Annotated in this window: 15 protein-coding genes; 8 read left to right on the top strand and 7 right to left on the bottom strand. The window is 72.2% G+C overall.

Features of this window, described 5'->3' with window-relative positions; all coding sequences use genetic code 11:
- The coding region (locus ACIPUC_RS34810; RefSeq protein ID WP_446594370.1) for a homocysteine S-methyltransferase family protein at window positions 1-1,456 on the bottom strand (1,456 nt) is incomplete at its 3' end.
- Window positions 1,457-1,723: 267 nt separating this feature from the next.
- On the opposite strand from ACIPUC_RS34810, the gene ACIPUC_RS34805 reads away from it, so the two are divergent.
- From ACIPUC_RS34805 to ACIPUC_RS34785, 5 genes are all read left to right on the top strand, one after another.
- Entirely contained in the window at window positions 1,724-2,491 is a 768-nt protein-coding gene (locus ACIPUC_RS34805; RefSeq protein WP_446594369.1) for an IclR family transcriptional regulator, read from the top strand.
- A gap of 324 nt (window positions 2,492-2,815) precedes the next feature.
- A complete protein-coding gene (locus tag ACIPUC_RS34800) occupies window positions 2,816-3,604 on the top strand; it encodes an MIP/aquaporin family protein (RefSeq protein ID WP_446594368.1) in 789 nt (262 codons plus the stop codon).
- 35 nt (window positions 3,605-3,639) lie between these two features.
- Window positions 3,640-5,166 (top strand): glycerol kinase GlpK, encoded by a 1,527-nt coding sequence (glpK, locus tag ACIPUC_RS34795; protein ID WP_446594367.1) that lies wholly within the window; start codon window positions 3,640-3,642, stop codon window positions 5,164-5,166.
- Window positions 5,167-5,206: 40 nt separating this feature from the next.
- Window positions 5,207-6,814: an FAD-dependent oxidoreductase gene (locus tag ACIPUC_RS34790; protein ID WP_446594366.1), complete on the top strand. Its 1,608-nt coding sequence runs from the start codon at window positions 5,207-5,209 to the stop codon at window positions 6,812-6,814.
- Between the two features lie 137 nt (window positions 6,815-6,951).
- Window positions 6,952-7,944, top strand: a complete 993-nt coding sequence (locus ACIPUC_RS34785) for a PAC2 family protein (protein ID WP_446594365.1) — start codon at window positions 6,952-6,954, stop codon at window positions 7,942-7,944.
- A gap of 107 nt (window positions 7,945-8,051) precedes the next feature.
- Here ACIPUC_RS34785 and mshC read toward each other — a convergent pair whose 3' ends face one another.
- From mshC to ACIPUC_RS34765, 4 genes are all read right to left on the bottom strand, one after another.
- Window positions 8,052-9,281, bottom strand: coding sequence for a cysteine--1-D-myo-inosityl 2-amino-2-deoxy-alpha-D-glucopyranoside ligase (mshC, locus tag ACIPUC_RS34780; protein ID WP_446594364.1), 1,230 nt, complete (start codon window positions 9,279-9,281; stop codon window positions 8,052-8,054).
- A 110-nt stretch (window positions 9,282-9,391) separates the two neighbouring features.
- Window positions 9,392-10,243, bottom strand: a complete 852-nt coding sequence (locus tag ACIPUC_RS34775; RefSeq protein ID WP_446594385.1) for an SCO1664 family protein — start codon at window positions 10,241-10,243, stop codon at window positions 9,392-9,394.
- Entirely contained in the window at window positions 10,207-10,797 is a 591-nt protein-coding gene (locus tag ACIPUC_RS34770) for a DUF3090 domain-containing protein (protein WP_362595049.1), read from the bottom strand. The genes ACIPUC_RS34775 and ACIPUC_RS34770 overlap by 37 nt, the downstream gene beginning before the upstream one ends.
- Window positions 10,798-10,864: 67 nt before the next feature.
- A complete protein-coding gene (locus ACIPUC_RS34765) occupies window positions 10,865-11,569 on the bottom strand; it encodes a histidine phosphatase family protein (RefSeq protein ID WP_446594363.1) in 705 nt (234 codons plus the stop codon).
- A gap of 53 nt (window positions 11,570-11,622) precedes the next feature.
- Here ACIPUC_RS34765 and corA point away from each other — a divergent pair, with 53 nt between their 5' ends.
- Window positions 11,623-12,615, top strand: coding sequence for a magnesium/cobalt transporter CorA (gene corA / locus ACIPUC_RS34760; RefSeq protein ID WP_446594384.1), 993 nt, complete (start codon window positions 11,623-11,625; stop codon window positions 12,613-12,615).
- A gap of 24 nt (window positions 12,616-12,639) precedes the next feature.
- Here the strand turns inward: corA and ACIPUC_RS34755 are convergent, their stop codons facing one another.
- Window positions 12,640-13,428, bottom strand: coding sequence for a ferritin-like domain-containing protein (locus tag ACIPUC_RS34755; protein ID WP_446594362.1), 789 nt, complete (start codon window positions 13,426-13,428; stop codon window positions 12,640-12,642).
- A 219-nt stretch (window positions 13,429-13,647) separates the two neighbouring features.
- Window positions 13,648-14,697 carry an LLM class F420-dependent oxidoreductase gene (locus ACIPUC_RS34750; RefSeq protein WP_446594361.1) on the bottom strand — a complete coding sequence of 350 codons (1,050 nt, stop codon included), beginning with the start codon at window positions 14,695-14,697 and terminating at the stop codon, window positions 13,648-13,650.
- Between the two features lie 101 nt (window positions 14,698-14,798).
- On the opposite strand from ACIPUC_RS34750, the gene ACIPUC_RS34745 reads away from it, so the two are divergent.
- Both ACIPUC_RS34745 and ACIPUC_RS34740 read left to right on the top strand, forming a co-directional pair.
- Window positions 14,799-15,782 (top strand): aldo/keto reductase, encoded by a 984-nt coding sequence (locus tag ACIPUC_RS34745; RefSeq protein WP_446594360.1) that lies wholly within the window; start codon window positions 14,799-14,801, stop codon window positions 15,780-15,782.
- Window positions 15,779-17,908, top strand: coding sequence for an ATP-dependent DNA helicase (locus ACIPUC_RS34740; protein WP_446594359.1), 2,130 nt, complete (start codon window positions 15,779-15,781; stop codon window positions 17,906-17,908). The genes ACIPUC_RS34745 and ACIPUC_RS34740 overlap by 4 nt, the downstream gene beginning before the upstream one ends.
- Window positions 17,909-18,047: the final 139 nt, after the last annotated feature.

Below are 18,047 nucleotides of genomic sequence, written 5' to 3'. Positions count from 1 at the left end.
TGCGGGCCTGGCCCTCCTCGTCGATGGTCAGCGCGATCAGCGCGGCGCCGTGCTCCTGGGCCAGGCGGGTGACCTTCGCGAAGCGGGACTCCGGTCCGTCGCCGTCCTCGTAGTTCACCGAGTTGATGACCGCGCGGCCGCCCAGCTTCTCCAGGCCCGCCTGGAGGACGGGAACCTCGGTGGAGTCCAGGACGATCGGCAGCGTGGAGGCGGTGGCGAAACGGCCGGCGAGCTCCTGCATGTCGGCGACGCCGTCCCGGCCCACGTAGTCCACGCACAGGTCGAGCATGTGCGCGCCCTCACGGATCTGATCGCGCGCCATCTCCACACAATCGTCCCAGCGGGCCTCCAGCATCGCCTCACGGAACTTCTTCGACCCGTTCGCGTTCGTCCGCTCACCGATCGCCATGTACGAGGTGTCCTGCCGGAACGGCACCGTCTGGTACAGGGACGCGGCCCCCGGTTCCGGGCGCGGATCACGGGCCCCGGGCGCGGTTGCCCGGACCCGTTCGACCACCTGCCGCAGGTGCTCGGGCGTGGTACCGCAGCAGCCGCCGACCAGCGAGAGGCCGTAGTCCCGTACGAAGGCCTCCTGCGCGTCCGCCAGTTCCGAGGCCGACAACGGGTAGTGCGCGCCGTCCTTGGTCAGGACGGGCAGGCCGGCGTTGGGCATGCAGGACAGCGGGACACGCGAGTGCCGCGCCAGGTAGCGCAGGTGCTCGCTCATCTCGGCCGGGCCGGTCGCGCAGTTCAGGCCGATCATGTCGATGCCCAGCGGCTCCAGCGCCGTCAGCGCCGCACCGATCTCCGAACCCAGCAGCATCGTGCCGGTCGTCTCCACCGTCACCGAGCAGATCAGCGGAACGGAGACGCCCAGCGCCTCCATCGCCCGCCGGGCGCCGATGATCGAGGACTTCGTCTGGAGCAGGTCCTGGGTCGTCTCGACGAGCAGCGCGTCCGCGCCGCCGGAGAGCAGACCCTCCGCGTTGACCTGGTACGCGTCACGGATCTGGGCGTAGGTGATGTGGCCGAGGGTGGGGAGCTTGGTGCCGGGGCCGATGGAGCCCAGCACCCAGCGCTGCTGCCCGGTGGAAGCGGTGAACTCGTCGGCGACCTCGCGGGCGATGCGGGCTCCGGCCTCGGAGAGCTCGAAGTTGCGCTCGGCGATGTCGTACTCGGCGAGCGCGGCGTAGTTCGCGCCGAAGGTGTTCGTCTCCACGCAGTCCACACCCACGGCGAAGTACGCCTCGTGGACCGTGCGCACGATGTCCGGACGGGTGACGTTGAGGACCTCGTTGCAGCCCTCGAGCTGCTGGAAGTCCTCCATCGAGGGGTCCTGCGCCTGGAGCATCGTCCCCATGGCCCCGTCGGCGACGACCACGCGGGTCGCGAGCGCCTCTCTGAGGGCATCGGCCCGGGTCTGGTGGTCAACGGGCGGGTTCGGCAACGCGGCCATGGTTGAGCTCCCTGGGATGCGACGGCTGTCGGCTTTGCACCCCCACTGTGTTCAAGGGTGCACGCGGCCAGGGTAACCGCGCGGCACCTGACCCGGTGAGGGTGTCCCACGTGGCGGACTGCATTCTGTGGCGGGACGTCCACTCGGGTCTGTCGGCCGGGGGTGGTACCGGCTCAAACGCGTGTCCGGAACCCCTCACCATGCAAAAAGTCGGCATCGACCGATAGTGTTCAGCATTGTCGAACTACGTCAGCAGGAGGCTTCGCCATGGCACGGAACATCCAGTCGCTCGAACGAGCCGCTGCGATGCTGCGACTCCTGGCGGGTGGCGAGCGCCGGCTGGGGCTGTCGGACGTTGCGTCCTCCCTGGGCCTGGCCAAGGGCACGGCGCACGGCATCCTGCGCACCCTGCAGGCGGAGGGCTTCGTCGAGCAGGACCCCGCCTCGGGCCGCTACCAGCTGGGCGCGGAGCTGCTGCGCCTGGGCAACAGCTACCTGGACGTGCACGAGCTGCGCGCCCGCGCCCTGGTGTGGACGGACGATCTGGCCCGGGCGAGCGGCGAGAGCGTGTACGTGGGCGTGCTGCACAAGAGCGGGGTGCTGATCATGCACCACGTGTTCCGGCCCGACGACAGCCGTCAGGTGCTGGAGGTGGGGGCCATGCAGCCGCTGCATTCCACCGCCCTGGGCAAGGTGCTGTCGGCCTATGACCCCGTCGCGCACACGCAGGCCGTGGAGGTGGAGCGCGAGGCGTTCACTCCGCGCACGGTCACGGACCCCGCCGGATTCGAGGAGGTGCTCGGGCTGACCCGGGCGCGCGGCTGGGCCGCCGACGTCGAGGAGACCTGGGAGGGCATCGCCTCGGTCGCGGCGCCCATCCACGACCGGCGCAGGATGCCGGTCGGCGCGGTCGCCGTGGCCGGGGCCGTGGAGCGGGTCTGCGGGGAGTCCGGCGAGCCCCGGGCGGCCCTGGTGGCCTCCGTACGGGACTGCGCGCGGTCGGTTTCACGCGACCTCGGAGCGGGCCGGTTCTGAGCTTGACCTGACCCGTTCACCCCACCCAAGGCGGCCTCGAGCTGCATTTGGGTGGGTTTTGTCATTTACTGATCATGAATTGGCTGGATTTGGTCGATCGCACCGGGTGGTAACGATCCGGTTCTTTGACCTGGCCAGGCCTTGACGGGTTCTTCACACAGGCGGAAAACTGCCGTTCATCGGTCGGCAATGTCGAACACCTACCGGCAATACGCGTTAAGGTGTGGCAAGGCCAAGGACCGGTGCAGCACTCACCGAGTGCGCGGAACCACCGGAGGGACCCGGTGTCCGCCCACCCCTGGACGTAAGACAAAGGAGTCGCGGGTGTCCAGCTCCGACATCTTCATCGGCGAGACCATCGGTACTGCCGTACTCATCCTGCTCGGCGCCGGCGTGGTCGCCGCCGTGGTACTCAAGCGCTCGAAGGCGCAGAACGCGGGCTGGCTGGCGATCACCTTCGGGTGGGGTTTCGCGGTCATGACCGCCGTCTACATGACCGGCACCCTGTCCGGCGCCCACCTCAACCCCGCCGTCACGGTCGGTATCGCGATCAAGGACGGCGACTGGAGCAACGTTCCGGTCTACTTCGCCGGCCAGCTGCTCGGCGCCATGATCGGTGCCACGCTGGCCTGGGTGGCGTACTACGGCCAGTTCCAGGCCCACCTCACCGACCCGGAGATCGTGGCCGCCAAGTCCGAGCACGCGGGCCTGGTCGACCAGAAGACCGAGCCGAATGCCGGCCCGGTGCTCGGCGTCTTCTCCACGGGCCCCGAGGTCCGGAACGTGTGGCAGAACCTCGCCACCGAGATCATCGGCACCCTGGTGCTCGTGCTCGCGGTGCTCGCCTTCGGCCTCAACGACGACGGCAAGGGCCTCGGCACCCTCGGCGGCCTGATCGTCGCCCTGACCGTGGTCAGCATCGGCCTCTCGCTCGGCGGCCCGACCGGCTACGCCATCAACCCGGCGCGCGACCTGGGTCCGCGCATCGTCCACGCGCTGCTTCCGCTGCCGAACAAGGGCGGCTCCGACTGGGGGTACGCCTGGATCCCCGTCGTCGGCCCGCTGATCGGCGGTGCCCTCGCCGCGGGTATCTACAACCTCGCGTTCGTCTAAGCCCTTCGCCTACGGACCTCCCAGGAGCAGCCACCATGACCAGCAGCACCGGCCCCTTCATCGCCGCGATCGACCAGGGCACCACCTCCTCCCGCTGCATCGTCTTCGACCGCGACGGCCGCATCGTCGCCGTCGACCAGAAGGAGCACGAGCAGATCTTCCCGAAGCCGGGCTGGGTCGAGCACGACGCCACCGAGATCTGGACCAACGTCCAGGAGGTCGTCGCCGGCGCCATCGCCAAGGCCGAGATCACTGCCGCCGACGTCAAGGCCGTCGGCATCACCAACCAGCGCGAGACCACCGTCCTGTGGGACAAGAACACCGGCGAGCCGGTGCACAACGCGCTGGTCTGGCAGGACACCCGCACCGACGCCCTGTGCAAGGAGCTCGGCCGCAACGTCGGCCAGGACCGCTTCCGCCGCGAGACCGGCCTGCCGCTGGCGAGCTACTTCGCCGGTCCGAAGATCCGCTGGATGCTCGACAACGTCGAGGGCCTGCGCGAGCGCGCCGAGGCCGGCGACATCCTCTTCGGCACCATGGACTCGTGGGTCATCTGGAACCTCACGGGCGGCGCCCAGGGCGGCGTGCACGTCACCGACGTCACCAACGCCTCGCGCACCATGCTGATGAACCTGCACACCCTGGCCTGGGACGAGAAGATCGCCGAGTCCATGGGCGTCCCGCTCAACGTCCTCCCGGAGATCAAGTCCTCCGCCGAGGTCTACGGCCACGTCAAGGACGGCGTCCTCGCCGGTGTCCCGGTCGCCTCGGCGCTCGGCGACCAGCAGGCCGCCCTGTTCGGCCAGACCTGTTTCGCCGAGGGCGAGGCGAAGTCCACGTACGGCACCGGAACGTTCATGCTGATGAACACCGGCGACAAGATCATCAACTCCTACAGCGGCCTGCTGACCACGGTCGGCTACCAGATCGGCGACCAGAAGCCGGTCTATGCGCTGGAGGGCTCCATCGCCGTCACCGGCTCGCTCGTCCAGTGGATGCGCGACCAGATGGGCCTGATCAAGTCCGCGGCCGAGATCGAGACCCTGGCCTCCTCCGTCGAGGACAACGGCGGCGCCTACTTCGTCCCGGCCTTCTCCGGCCTGTTCGCCCCGTACTGGCGCTCCGACGCCCGCGGTGTGATCGCCGGCCTCACCCGGTACGTCACCAAGGCGCACATCGCCCGTGCCGTCCTGGAGGCCACCGCCTGGCAGACCCGCGAGATCACCGACGCCATGACCAAGGACTCGGGCGTCGAGCTCGCCGCCCTCAAGGTCGACGGCGGCATGACCTCCAACAACCTGCTGATGCAGACGCTCTCGGACTTCCTGGACGCCCCCGTGGTGCGCCCGATGGTCGCCGAGACCACCTGTCTCGGCGCCGCCTATGCCGCCGGCCTGGCCGTCGGCTTCTGGCCCGACACCGACGCCCTGCGCGCCAACTGGCGCCGCGCGGCCGAGTGGACCCCGCGGATGCCCGCCGAGCAGCGGGACCGCGAGTACAAGAGCTGGCTCAAGGCCGTGGAGCGGTCCATGGGCTGGGTCGACGACGAAGACGCCAGCTGACCGCACCAGCTGAGTCAATCGACGAGGAGCTAAGAGAGATATGAGCAACCCGCAGAGCGTCCCCACGCTGGGTACGCACCCGACCGCCGGTTCGAACGCGAGCCGCGCCGAGACCCGTGAGCAGCTGGCGAAGGCCACGTACGACCTGCTGGTCATCGGCGGTGGGATCCTGGGCACCTCGGTGGCCTGGCACGCCGCGCAGTCGGGTCTGCGGGTTGCCATGGTGGACGCCGGCGACTTCGCCGGCGCCACCTCCTCCGCCTCCTCCAAGCTCGTCCACGGCGGCCTGCGCTACCTGCAGACCGGCGCGGTCAAGCTGGTCGCCGAGAACCACCACGAGCGCCGGGTGCTGGCCAAGGACGTGGCCCCGCACCTGGTCAACCCGCTCACCTTCTACCTGCCCGTGTACAAGGGCGGGCCGGTCGGCGCGGCGAAGCTGGGCGCGGGCGTGTTCGCGTACTCGGCGCTCTCGGCCTTCGGCGACGGCATGGGCAAGGTCATCTCGCCGGCCCGCGCCGCCGCCGACAACCCGGGCCTGAAGACGGACAACCTCAAGGCCGTCGCCGTCTACTACGACCACCAGATGAACGACTCCCGCGTCGCCGTCATGACGGTCCGCGCGGCCGTCGAGTCGGGCGCGGTCGTCCTCAACCACGCCGAGGTCACCGGGCTGCGCATGACGCGCGGCCGGGTCACCGGTGCCGAGCTCAAGGACCGTCTGGACGGCACCGAGTTCGGGGTGGACGCGCGCGTCGTGCTCAACGCCACCGGCCCGTGGGTGGACCACCTGCGGCGCATGGAAGACAAGCACTCGATGCCGTCGATCCGCCTGTCCAAGGGCGCGCACATCGTCATGAAGCGCAAGTCGCCGTGGAAGGCCGCCATGGCCACCCCGATCGACAAGTACCGCATCACCTTCGCCCTCCCGTGGGAGGACCAGCTGCTGCTCGGCACCACCGACGAGGTGTACGAGGGCGACCCGGGCGACGTGCGCGCCACCGAGGCCGACATCCAGCAGATCCTGGACGAGGCGGCCTTCTCGGTGAAGGACGCCGACCTGGACCGCTCGCTGATGACGTACGCCTTCGCGGGCCTGCGGGTGCTGCCCGGCGGCCCCGGCGGGGTCGAGAAGGCCAAGCGCGAGACGGTCGTCTCCGAGGGCGCCGGCGGCATGCTGTCGGTGGCCGGCGGCAAGTGGACGACGTACCGCCACATCGGCCGCGTGGTCATGGACAAGCTGGCCAAGCTCCCCGGCAGCCCGCTGACCGAGGACATGGAGCCGGTGAAGTCCCTCGTACGCCGGATCGCGCTGCCCGGTGTCGCCAACCCGAACGCGGTCGCGCACCGGCTGCTGGTGGACCGCGAGCCCGGCACGCGGATGGACCCGCTCACCGCGCGCCACCTGGCCTCGCACTACGGTTCGCTGGCCTTCGACATCGCGCGCCTGGCGAACGAGGACCCGGCGCTGGCCGAGCGCATCCACCCGGACGGCCCGGAGATCTGGGCGCAGGTCGCCTACGCCCGTGACAACGAGTGGGCGCAGACGGTCGACGACGTGCTGCGCCGGCGTACGACGGTGACGATCCGCGGCCTGGACGACGCGTCCGTGCGGGCCCGGGTCGAGGAGATGCTGAGCCGCAAGGCATAGCCAGGCATAGCTCTCGCGCAGGTGGGGAAGAGGGGCGGTTCCGAGGGGAACCGCCCCTCTGTCGCGGGCTGTGGCCGGTGCCCCATCAAGGCTTAGGCTGACCCACGTACACAAGGGAACTTCGGAAGGAGACCTGGGTGATCGAGCTTGAGGGCGTGCCCGAGCTGATCGACCCGGTCATGGTGGCCGCGTTCGAGGGCTGGAACGACGCGGGTGACGCCGCCTCCGGTGCGGTCGCACACCTGGACCGGGAGTGGAAGGGCGAGGTGTTCGCGGCGCTCGACGCCGAGGACTACTACGACTTCCAGGTCAACCGGCCGACGGTGTGGCTGGACAACGGGGTGCGGAAGATCACCTGGCCGACGACCCGGCTGTCGGTGGTCCGGATCGGCGGCGCCAAGCCGCGGGACCTGGTCCTGGTGCGCGGCATCGAACCGTCCATGCGGTGGCGGTCGTTCTGCAACGAGATCCTCGGTTTCGCGCACGAACTGGGCGTGGAGATGGTGGTCATCCTGGGGGCGCTGCTCGGGGACACTCCGCACACGCGGCCGGTCCCGGTGAGCGGGGTCACCTCGGACGCGGACCTGGCGCGGACGATGGACCTGGAGGAGACCAAGTACGAGGGCCCGACCGGCATCGTGGGCATCCTGCAGGAGGCCTGTACGCACGCGGGCGTCCCGGCGGTGTCGCTGTGGGCGGCGGTCCCCCACTACGTCTCCCAGCCTCCGAACCCCAAGGCCACGCTGGCGCTCCTGAACCGGCTGGAGGATCTGATCGACATCCGGATCCCGCTGGGTGAACTCCCGGAGGACGCGCGGGCGTGGCAGCTTGGCGTGGACCAACTGGCCGCGGAGGACAGCGAGGTGGCGGAGTACGTGCAGACGCTGGAGGAGGCGCGGGACACGGCCGACCTGCCGGAGGCGTCGGGGGACGCCATCGCCCGGGAGTTCGAGCGGTACCTGCGCCGCCGCGACCCGGCGGCGGAGCCGGGCGACAGCTCGTACCTGCGGGACCCGTCCAGCGGCGGCCTGACGCTCCCGCCGAAGCGCAAGCAGGAGCCTTCGGGGGAGGAACCCCCGATCCCTCCGGCAGCGCCGCCGGACGAGGACGACACCCCGCCGGAGGCCTAGCCGGCCGGGGCGAAGTGCGGCGCCGCCGCGCAAGCGCCCCCCGGCTCCTCAAACGGCGGAGGGGCTGGGTTGCCGCTGCGCGGCGACCCAGCCCCGTCCGCGGACTGCTACAGGGCTACGCCCAGGAGGGCGTCCACCGTTCGGGAGACCAGGCCGGGGGCCGACTCGTCGTCGCCGTCGGAGGCGTTCTGGGCGTCCACCCAGCGATCCACGGCAGCCAGCGCCGCAGGGGCGTCCAGGTCGTTGGACAGGGCCTCGCGGACCTCCTCGACCAAGGCGTCCGCAGGAAGCCCGTCCGGCCGGGACACGGCCGCACGCCACCGCTCCAGCCGGGCCTCGGCATTCGCGAGGACCTCGTCCGTCCACTCCCAGTCGTCCCGGTAGTGGTGCGACAGCAGCGCCAGGCGGATCGCCGCCGGGTCGACCCCGGACCGCCGCAGCGCGGACACGAAGACGAGGTTGCCCTTCGACTTCGACATCTTCTCGCCGTTCAGGGCGACCATGCCGGCGTGGACGTACGCCTTGGCCATCGGGAACTCGCCCGTCAGGGCCTGTGCGTGCGAGGCGCCCATCTCGTGGTGCGGGAAGGCCAGGTCGGACCCGCCGCCCTGGATGTCGAAGCCCATGCCCAGGTGGTCCAGGGCGATCGCCACGCACTCGATGTGCCAGCCCGGCCGGCCGCGGCCCAGCGAGCCGCCGTCCCAGCTCGGCTCGCCCGGACGCGCGGCCATCCACAGCATCGGGTCCAGCGGGTTCTTCTTGCCCGGCCGGTCCGGGTCTCCGCCCCGCTCCGCCGAGAGCAGCCGCATCGCCTCGGCGTCGAGGTTCGAGACCTCCCCGAAGTGCGGGTCGGCCTCCACCGAGAAGTAGACGTCGCCGTCCAGCTCGTACGCCGCGCCCGCGTCCCGCAGCCGCTCGACCAGCGGCACGATGCCGGGTATGGCCTCGACGGCGCCGATGTAGTGCTGCGGCGGCAGCATGCGCAGGGCGGTCATGTCCTCGCGGAAGAGGGCGGTCTCGCGCTCGGCGAGCTCCGTCCAGTCGTGGCCGTCGCGCAGCGCCCGCTCCAGGAGCGGATCGTCCACGTCCGTGACGTTCTGGACGTAGTGGACCTGCCGCTTGGTGTCGAGCCACACGCGCTGCACGAGGTCGAACGCGTTGTAGGTCGCCGCGTGACCGATGTGGGTCGCGTCGTACGGGGTGATGCCGCAGACGTAGATACGGGCGACGGGACCGGGGGCGAGGGTGATCGTCCCCTTGGTCGAGGTGTCGTGGATCTGGAGGTCGCGGCCCTTGCCAGGAAGGGCGGGGACCTCAGAAGCGGGCCAGGCATGCATGTCTCGAGCCTAACCGGACGGATGTTCCTGAAACGAACCGGACCTGCACTGTTGTCTTGATCAGCACTCTTGCGGTCTGGCCGAAACTGTGCGTGTCCCGAGTGGCCGGTTCAGACCGGCGGCCAGGGGATCGACGGCCACTGCCCCGACGGCTGCGGGTGCGTTCCGGTGCTCAGCAGCTGCGCCACCCGGTCCCGTACGGCGGCCAGCTCGACCGCCGTGATCAGTTCGGCCAGCCGGGTGGCGAGCGCGGCCCCCTGCGCCAGCTCGGCGGCCAGTGCGGCCAGCACGCCGCGCGCCTCGTCCGTCAGCGGCTCCCCGGCCCATCCCCACAGGAGGGTGCGCAGTTTGTCGTCCGCGTGGAAGGTGACGCCGTGGTCGATCCCGTAGAGGCGTCCGTCGGGCGCGGGCAGCAGGTGGCCGCCCTTGCGGTCGCCGTTGTTGATCACGGCGTCGAGGACGGCGAGCCGGCGCAGCCGGGGGTCGTCGGCGTGCACGAGCAGGGCGGTGCGGCCGTCGCCCACGTCGGCGAAGGCGACGGGCTTCCAGCCCTCCCCGGCCTCCTCCCCCTCGACGAGCGCGAGGAGCTCGGCGCCGGGGGTCTCGCCCTCGGGGATCTCGATCCACCGCTGGACCATGCCCTCGCCGAACGGCCCGTCGCGCAGCACGGTGGTGGGCACCAGGCCCCAGCCGGTGGCCTCGGAGACCAGGTAGGAGGCGACCTCCCGCTGGGCGAGGCTCCCGTCGGGGAAGTCCCACAGCGGGCGCTCGCCCTTCACCGGCTTGTACACGCAGTCGGCGCTCACGCCGTCGTACGTGACGTTGCACAGCAGCACGGCGTTGGACGCCTCGCGGATCCGGCCGACGACGGTCAGCTCACCCCTGGTGAGCAGTTCCTCGAACTTCTCCCGTTCCCCCATGGCGGTCACACCTGGCGCCGGTAGCCGTTCTGGCGGGGGCAGACGTGCCCCTCCGGGTCCAGCGGCAGACTGCACAGCGGGCACGGCGGGCGGCCCGCGTTGACCACGTCCAGGGCCCGCTTGGCGAAGGCCCGGGCCTGGGCGCCGGTGAGGCGGACGCGCAGCATGGGCGGGCCGTTCTCCTCGTCCTGGAGCAGCCGCTCCTCCGCCTCGGCGAGATCCTCGTCCGAGTCGGCGTCGAGTTCGACCAGGGCCTGCGCCTCGACGATCATCCGCTGTTCCTCGCCGTCCCAGGCCAGGGCCATGGTGCCGACCCGGAACTCCTCGTCGACCGGGACGTCCAGGGGCGCGGTGTCGGCGGCCTCGGCAGGGGCCACGGCCGGGACCGGGGCATTGCCCCCGGTGCGCCGTACGACCTCGTCCAGCAGCTCGTCCATCCGCTCGGCCAGCGCCGCGACCTGGGTCTTCTCCAGGGAGACGCTGGTGACGCGGGGGCCGGCGGAGGCCTGCAGGAAGAACGTACGGCGTCCCGGCAGACCGACCGTGCCGGCCACGAAGCGGTCCGGCGGGTCGTAGAGGAACACCTGACGGGGCACGTCCAGTCTCCAAGTCTCGGCGGCAGCGCTCATGTACGGGGCCAGTCCACCCTACTGCGCCGTTCGATCACACCGCGCCCGCACCGCCTCCCACGACGGCGTTCCCGGCGTCTTCCACGGCTTTGTCCGGTGTGGTCGCGCGCGGCACGAGCGAGCCGAGGTCCCCGGTGTCGCCGACCCGGAACACGAACGGCCGGGTCGGCGTGTAGCGGACGGCGGTCACGGAACAGGGGTCGACGTGGATGCGCTGGAAGAGGTCCAGGTGCATGCCCAGGGCGTCCGCGACGAGGGACTTGATGATGTCGCCGTGGGAGCACATGAGGAAGACGGCGTCGCCGCCGTGCTCGTCCTCGATCCGCGCGTTCCAGTCCCGTACGGCCTCCACGGCGCGCGCCTGCATGGCGCGCAGGGACTCGCCGCCGGGGAAGGCGGCCGCCGAGGGGTGCTGCTGGACGACCTTCATCAGGGGTTCGTCGGCCAGTTCGGCGAGTTTGCGGCCCGACCAGTCGCCGTAGTGGCACTCGCCGATCCGCTCGTCGGTGTGCAGCTCCAGCTCCGGCCGGGCGGCGAGCAGCGGGGTGAGGGTCTCCCGGCAGCGTTGCAGCGGGCTGGTGACGACGGCGGCGAGCGGTACGCCCGCCAGCCGGCCGGGCAGCGCGGCGGCCTGTTCGGCGCCGCGCTCGTCGAGGGCCACTCCCGGGGTCCATCCGGCGAGCAGCCCAGCGGTGTTGGCGGTGGACCGCCCGTGTCGTACGAGGATCAGCGTGGCCATGCCGCCAGCCTAGTGCTGCCGGCGACGTGCGGGCCGGGCGAGGGCGGGGGAGAATACGCCGCGTGATTGTGGACTGCGCGATTTACCGGAACGGCCGCCGCACCGAGGGCCCCGCGGACTTCTCGGACGCCCTGGCCGAGGCGCGGGCCACCGGGGACGCCTTCCTCTGGGTCGGCATGTACGAGCCGACCGAGAAGGAATTCGAGCACGTCCGGACGGAGTTCGGCCTGCACCCGCTGGCGGTGGAGGACGCCCTGACCGCGCACCAGCGCCCGAAGCTGGAGGTCTACGACGACTCGCTGTTCGTCGTCCTGAAGCCGGTGCTCTACGACGACCACACGGACATAGTGACCAGCGGCGAGCTCATGGTCTTCATCGGCGACTCGTTCGTGGTCACCGTCCGGCACGGCGAGGGGGCCGCGCTGGCCGCCGTACGGCGCCGGCTGGAGCACGAGCCGAACGTCCTGAAGCACGGCCCCACCGCCGTGCTGTACGCGGTCTCCGACGCGGTGGTGGACCACTACATCGACGTGGCGGCCGAGCTCCAGGCCGACCTGGAGGAACTGGAGGCCGAGGTCTTCGCCCCGAACGCCTCGGACACCAAGAACACCGCCTCCAGGATCTACGCCTTCAAGCGGCAGGTGCTGGAGTTCCGCCGGGCGACGAGCCCGCTGCTCCAGCCCATGAACCGGCTCGCCTTCGGGAACGTGCCCTTCGTCCACGAGCACGCCCAGCCGTTCTTCCGCGACGTGGCCGACCACCTGACCAAGGCGAACGAGTACGTCGAGGGCCTGGACCGGCTGCTGTCGGACGCCCTCGCCGCGCACCTGGCGCAGATGGGCGTCCGGCAGAACGACGACATGCGCAAGATCTCGGCCTGGGCGGCGATGGCGGCCGTCCCCACGATGGTGGCGGGGATCTACGGGATGAACTTCGAGCACATGCCCGAGCTGGGCTGGGGTCTGGGCTATCCGGGCGTGGTACTGGTCATGGCGGGCGCGTGCCTCGGGCTGCACCGGATGTTCAAGCGCCGGGGCTGGCTGTAGCCGGCGGCGGCCACGGCCACGGCGTCAGGCGAACTCGGGCGAGGTGACCGGTGCGCCGCCCAGGGCGTCGCGCCGCTCGGGCAGGCGCAGGCTCACCATCCGGTGCCAGCCGCTGAACCGCTCGTACGCGTACATCCCGCGGATCCCGGCGGCGAGCGCGGCCGCCTTCGGCCCGGGCCAGTGCAGCAGCCGCCCCATGTGCTCCATGACGGCGAGGCTCACGTCCCGGTAGATGCCGATCTCGGCGAGCGCGCTCTCCCGCAGCACCTGCTGAATGGTGCGGCCGTGGCCCTCACGGGCCAGTCGCAGCAACTCCTCGTGGCAGTAGGCGAGGTGGTTGTCCTCGTCGTGGCTGATCATGCGGATGGCCTTGCCGACCTCGGGATGGTCGCCGAAGTGCCGGACCAGCATGTCCATCTGGTCGGCGGCCCGCTGTTCGGTGACCCGGCTGTGCGAGAGGTAGACGACGATGTCGCGCTCGGTCAGCGGCTCCTCGCGGCGCAGCTTGTCGTGCGCGAGGCCGATGCCGCGCCGCTCCAGCAGCATCGTGTAGTCGGTCTCCGGGGGCACCGGGACGGGCGGCAGGCCGCGCTTGCGGAGCAGGGCGCTGAAGATCCGCCCGTGCTTGTCCTCGTCGGCGCCGTGCCGGGTGATCTTGGGCGCGAGGCCGCGCATCCCGTCCGGCACCAGGGCCGCGATGCGGGAGTTCTCCCAGCCGCCCTGGGTCTCCCCGCTGGCGGCGATGGAGCAGAACAGCTGGAAGGAGTCGTCGTTGTCGACGATCTCCTGGAACAGGCTGCGGGCAGAGAGCATGCACCGAGTCAAACGCCGGTCGCCGGGGGCGGCAACCGATGGGACCGCGCCGCTCGCCCGAATGAACGAAACCGACGGTTGGGCGCCGGCGCGTAACCCGGTGGGCGCCCCGCGCGTTGTGTGCTGTGTCGGCCGTGGCGGGGAAGACCCCCGAGCCCCCACCACGGCCGCAGGCCCTCTTCTGGCGTCGACCGCCAAGGCCTGACCCGGCTCCGGGGGTCAGGCCAGGCCGGCGCGCTCCATGGCCTCGGTGCCGGCCCGCAGGGCGGCGATCCGCTCGTCCAGGGTGAAGCCGGCCGGAGCCAGCGTGAGGGTGGTGACACCGGCCTCCGCGTAGGCCCGCATTCCGTCCGCGATCCGCTCGACCGGGCCGAGCAGCGTGGTCGAGTCGATCAGGGAGTGCGGGACGGCCTCGGCCGCGCCGGCCTTGTCGCCGCTCAGGTACTTGTCCTGGATCTCGGCGGCTTCCTTCTCGTACCCCATGCGCTGGGCGAGCTGGTTGTAGAAGTTCTGCTTCCGGCTGCCCATGCCGCCCACGTAGAGGGCGGTGTACGGGCGGAACGTGTCGGCGAGCGCGGACACGTCCTCGCCGAGGGCCAGCGGCACGGTCGGGCAGACGTCGAACCCGTCCATGGTCAGCCCGGCCTTCTCGCGGCCCGCCCGGATGTGGGTGAGCGCCGTGGCCTCCAGGTGCTCGGCGGCCGGGAAGATCAGCAGGGCGCCGTCGGCGATCTCGCCGGTCTGCTCCAGGTTCTTGGGGCCGATCGCGGCGATGTAGAGCGGGATGTGCTCGCGCTCGGGGTGCACGGTCAGCTTGAGCGGCTTGCCCGGGCCGCCGGGGAGCGGCAGGGTCCAGTGCTCGCCCTCGTACGAGAGCCGCTCGCGGCTCATCGCCTTGCGGACGATCTCCACGTACTCGCGGGTCCGCGCGAGGGGCTTGTCGAACTTGACGCCGTACCAGCCCTCGGAGACCTGCGGGCCGGAGACGCCGAGGCCGAGCCGGAAGCGGCCCTTGGTGAGGGAGTCCAGGGTGGCGGCGGTCATGGCCGTCATCGCGGGCTGGCGGGCCGGGATCTGGAGGATCGCCGAGCCGACGTCGATCCGCTCGGTCTGCGCGGCGACCCAGGCGAGGACGGTCGGGGCATCGGAGCCGTAGGCCTCGGCGGCCCAGCAGACGTCGTAGCCGAGGCGGTCGGCCTCCTGTGCGACGGAGAGGTTGTCGGCGTCCATGCCCGCACCCCAGTAGCCGAGATTGATGCCGAGCCGCATGTGTCGTCCCCTTACCGAATTTACCGATCAGTAACGTGCGTGTGCGGGGACTCTAGCGCGCCCGGAGCCCTTCCGTCAGTGCCCCAGTAGTCTCAGCGGTCATGGAGCAGAGGCATCTCGGCCGCACCGGACTGCGCGTATCCCGGATCGGCCTCGGCACCCTCACCTGGGGCCGCGACACCGGCGAGGAAGCCGCCGCCGAGCAGGTGAAGACGTTCTGGGAGGCGGGCGGCACCCTCGTCGACACGGCCGACGCGTACAGCGGCGGGGAGGCGGAGTACCTCCTCGGGCGGCTGCTGGCCGGGCTCGTCCCGCGCCGGGACCTGGTGATCGCGACCAAGGCGGGCAGCGTGCCCGACCCGGACCGGCGGTTCGACGGCTCGCGCGGGCACCTGCTGGCCGCCCTCGACGCCTCCCTGGACCGGTTGGGCACCGATTACGTCGACCTGTGGCAGCTGCACGCCTTCGACCCGGTGACGCCGCTGGAGGAGACCCTGCAGGCGCTGGACCTGGCCGTGAGCAGCGGCCGCGCCCGGTACGCCGGCGTGGCGGGCTTCTGCGGCTGGCAGTTGGCGAAGGCGGCGACCTGGCAGCTCGCGGTCCCGGGGGTGAGGACCCGGCTGGCCTCGACCCAGATGGAGTACTCGCTGCTCCAGCGGGGGGTCGAGCGCGAGGTGCTGCCGGCCGCCCTGGACCTGGGCGTCGGCCTCCTCCCCTCCTCCCCGCTGGGTCGCGGGGTCCTGACGGCCAAGTACCGGGCCGGCACCCCGGCGGACTCGCGGGGCGCTTCCGAGTCGCTGGCCGCCCTGGTGGACCCGTACCTGGACGAGGCCGCGGGCCGGATCGTGGACGCGGTGGTGACGGCGGCTCAGGGGCTGGCGGTGACCCCGCTGCAGGTGGCCCTGGCGTGGATCCGGGACCGGCCCGGGGTGGTCGCGCCGATCGTCGGCGCGCGGACGTCGGCGCAGCTCGTGGCGGCTCTGTCAGTGGAGGCCCTTAGTCTTCCCGAGGAGATCTGCCGTGCGCTGGACGATGTGTCGGCGCCCGTGCACCGCTACCCCGATCAGGACTGGAGCACGCTGTGAGTACGGACCGCCAACCCGACCCCGCTGCCGCGGAGGAACCGGCCGAGCCGCAGCCTGCCGCCGACACCGAAGCCGAAGCCGACAGCGAGTCCGCGTCCGGGTCCGAAACGGGCTCCGGCACCGGCTCGGGCGCCGAAACCGAAACCGACACCGACACGGTGCCCGTTGCGGGTGAAGCGGCGGCGGCCGCCGCCCCCGAACTGAGCGAGGCGCAGGCCGAGCTGGCCGCGCAGAAGATCGAGCGGGAGCGGATCGCCCGGCGCAAGGCCGAACGGGAAGCACCCGTCGAGGCCGGGGCCAAGCTCAGCGGCAAGGCCGCCGACCTGCTGGCCGCCGTACGGGCCGTGGAGAGCGGGGCGAAGCCCTCGTCCGTGTACTTCGACGAGGCCCCGGCCGCGCCGCGCAAGGCGGCCCCCGCTCCCCCGCCGCCGCCCCGCAAGGCGGCGCAGGCTCCGGCCGCCGCCCCCGCCGCGGACACCGTCGAGGGCGTCCGGGCCGTCCTGGCCCGGGGCGGCGCCCCCGAGGAGCTGGCCGCCCCGGCCGCGGCCGCGCTCGGCGACGGCGCCGCCGAGCGGCTCGCCGAGAACCCCTGGCTGCTGCTGTCGGTCCCCGCCGTCCGCCCGACCCAGGCGGACGGCTTCGCCCGGGCCCTGCTGGGCCCCGAGGCCGGCCCCGGCGACGAGCGCCGCACCAGCGCCCTGGTCGGCTGGCTGCTGGTCCAGGCGGGACTCAAGGGGCACACCGCGCTGGAGGCCCCGGTCCTGCGGTCGGCGCTGGCCCAGTACGGCGTACCGGAACCCGACGAGGCCCTCGAGGCGGCCATCGGCGAGGGCTCGGTGCTGGTCTTCCACGAGCCGCTCGGCCCGCCGGTCGGGGAGGACGAGGAGCAGCCCGTCCGGGTCCTGGTGGGCCTGGAGGGCGCGGCGATGGCCGAGGAGAGCCTGGCCGACGGCCTGGCCCGGATCGCCAGCACCTTCGACGCCCCGGCGGACTGGGAGAAGGCCGCCGCCGGCCCCGGCGCCGAGCTGATCCGCGCCGTCGCGGGCCACGGCCTGGTCGCCCACACCGGCGGCGAGGCAGCCCGCGCCGAACCGCTCGCCCTGCTGGCCGCCGCCCGGGAGTTCGGCCTGCGGGCCTGCCTGGCCGCGCACGCGCCCTCGGCCGAGGGGGTCACCGTCGCCGGGCTGCTCGCCGGGGCCCAGGGGCCGGGCCGGGATGCCGACGGGCAGTTCGCGCTGGACCTGCTGGTGGTGCTGGACGCGCCGCAGCTGGACGTGGAGACCGCGGCCGCGCTGGTGGAGTCGGTCCCCGACGGGGCCCGACTGGTGCTCTCCGGGGACCCCTCGGTGCTCGGCTCCGCCGGGGCCGGGCGGGTGTTCGCCGACCTTCTGGCGGCCCGTACCTGCCCTCAGGTGGTCTCCCGCGTTCCCGACCCCGGCCCGCTCGGCGAGCTGGTCTCGGGAGTGGGCATCGGGGAGCTGAACCAGGTCGACGCCCCCGGCAAGGAGGTCGTCATCGTTCCCGTGCGCGACGCCGGGGAGGCCGTTCACCGGGCCGTGCAGCTGGTGGCCGAGTCGGTGCCCAGGGCCTTCGGGATCCCGGCGGACAGCGTGCAGGTGATCACCCCCGGCCACGGCGGCCCGGCGGGCACCCGGGCACTGAACGCGGCCCTCAAGGAGCGGCTGAACCCCGGTCCCGGACGGTTCGGCGGCTTCGATCCCGGCGACCGGGTGGTCCACGTGCCCTCGCCCGGGCGGGCCCTGCCGGCCCGGGTGGTGTCGGCCGACGCGGAGGGGCTGCACCTGGAGCGCGCGGGCGCGCAGGTCGTCGTACCGAAGGACCTCGTCGAGTCCCAGGTGCGGCACGGCTGGGCGGTGACCGCGCACCAGGCGGTGGGCACGCGCTGGCCGGCGGTGGTCGTCGTGCTGCCCGGCGACGCGGCGCAGGCCCTCTCCCGGGACTGGGTGTACACGGCGTTCGGGCGGGCCGAGCGGCATCTGTCCGTGGTGCACGGCGTGGACCAGGCGCTGCCGCGTGCGGTGGCGGAGGTGCTGCCGAAGCCGCGTACGACCCGGCTGACGGGCCTGCTGACTTCCCTGGCGGCGGCGGGCGAGCAGCCGGAGTAACGGGAAGCGGGCCCCCCCCCAGCGGGGGGGCGCGTACCGGACCCGGGCCGGGGCGCGCAGGGCGGGGGGCCCCCCGGGGGGGGGGGGGGGGCCCCGCGGCGGGGGGGGGGGGGGGCCCCCCGCCGGGGGGGGGCCCGCT

It is taken from the genome of Streptomyces sp. LARHCF249, assembly GCF_052871255.1.
The sequence above is the reverse complement of the archived record's forward strand: the minus strand, read 5'-3'. Positions and strand labels throughout refer to the sequence as shown.

Bases quoted from the DNA above. Each gene is read 5' to 3' on its own strand.
- ACIPUC_RS34805 (WP_446594369.1), top strand. From the start codon at position 1,724: ATGGCACGGAACATCCAGTCGCTCGAACGAGCCGCTGCGATGCTGCGA.
- glpK (WP_446594367.1), top strand. From the start codon at position 3,640: ATGACCAGCAGCACCGGCCCCTTCATCGCCGCGATCGACCAGGGCACC.
- ACIPUC_RS34790 (WP_446594366.1), top strand. From the start codon at position 5,207: ATGAGCAACCCGCAGAGCGTCCCCACGCTGGGTACGCACCCGACCGCC.
- mshC (WP_446594364.1), bottom strand. From the start codon at position 9,281: ATGCATGCCTGGCCCGCTTCTGAGGTCCCCGCCCTTCCTGGCAAGGGC.
- ACIPUC_RS34765 (WP_446594363.1), bottom strand. From the start codon at position 11,569: ATGGCCACGCTGATCCTCGTACGACACGGGCGGTCCACCGCCAACACC.
- ACIPUC_RS34755 (WP_446594362.1), bottom strand. From the start codon at position 13,428: ATGCTCTCTGCCCGCAGCCTGTTCCAGGAGATCGTCGACAACGACGAC.
- ACIPUC_RS34750 (WP_446594361.1), bottom strand. From the start codon at position 14,697: ATGCGGCTCGGCATCAATCTCGGCTACTGGGGTGCGGGCATGGACGCC.
- ACIPUC_RS34745 (WP_446594360.1), top strand. From the start codon at position 14,799: ATGGAGCAGAGGCATCTCGGCCGCACCGGACTGCGCGTATCCCGGATC.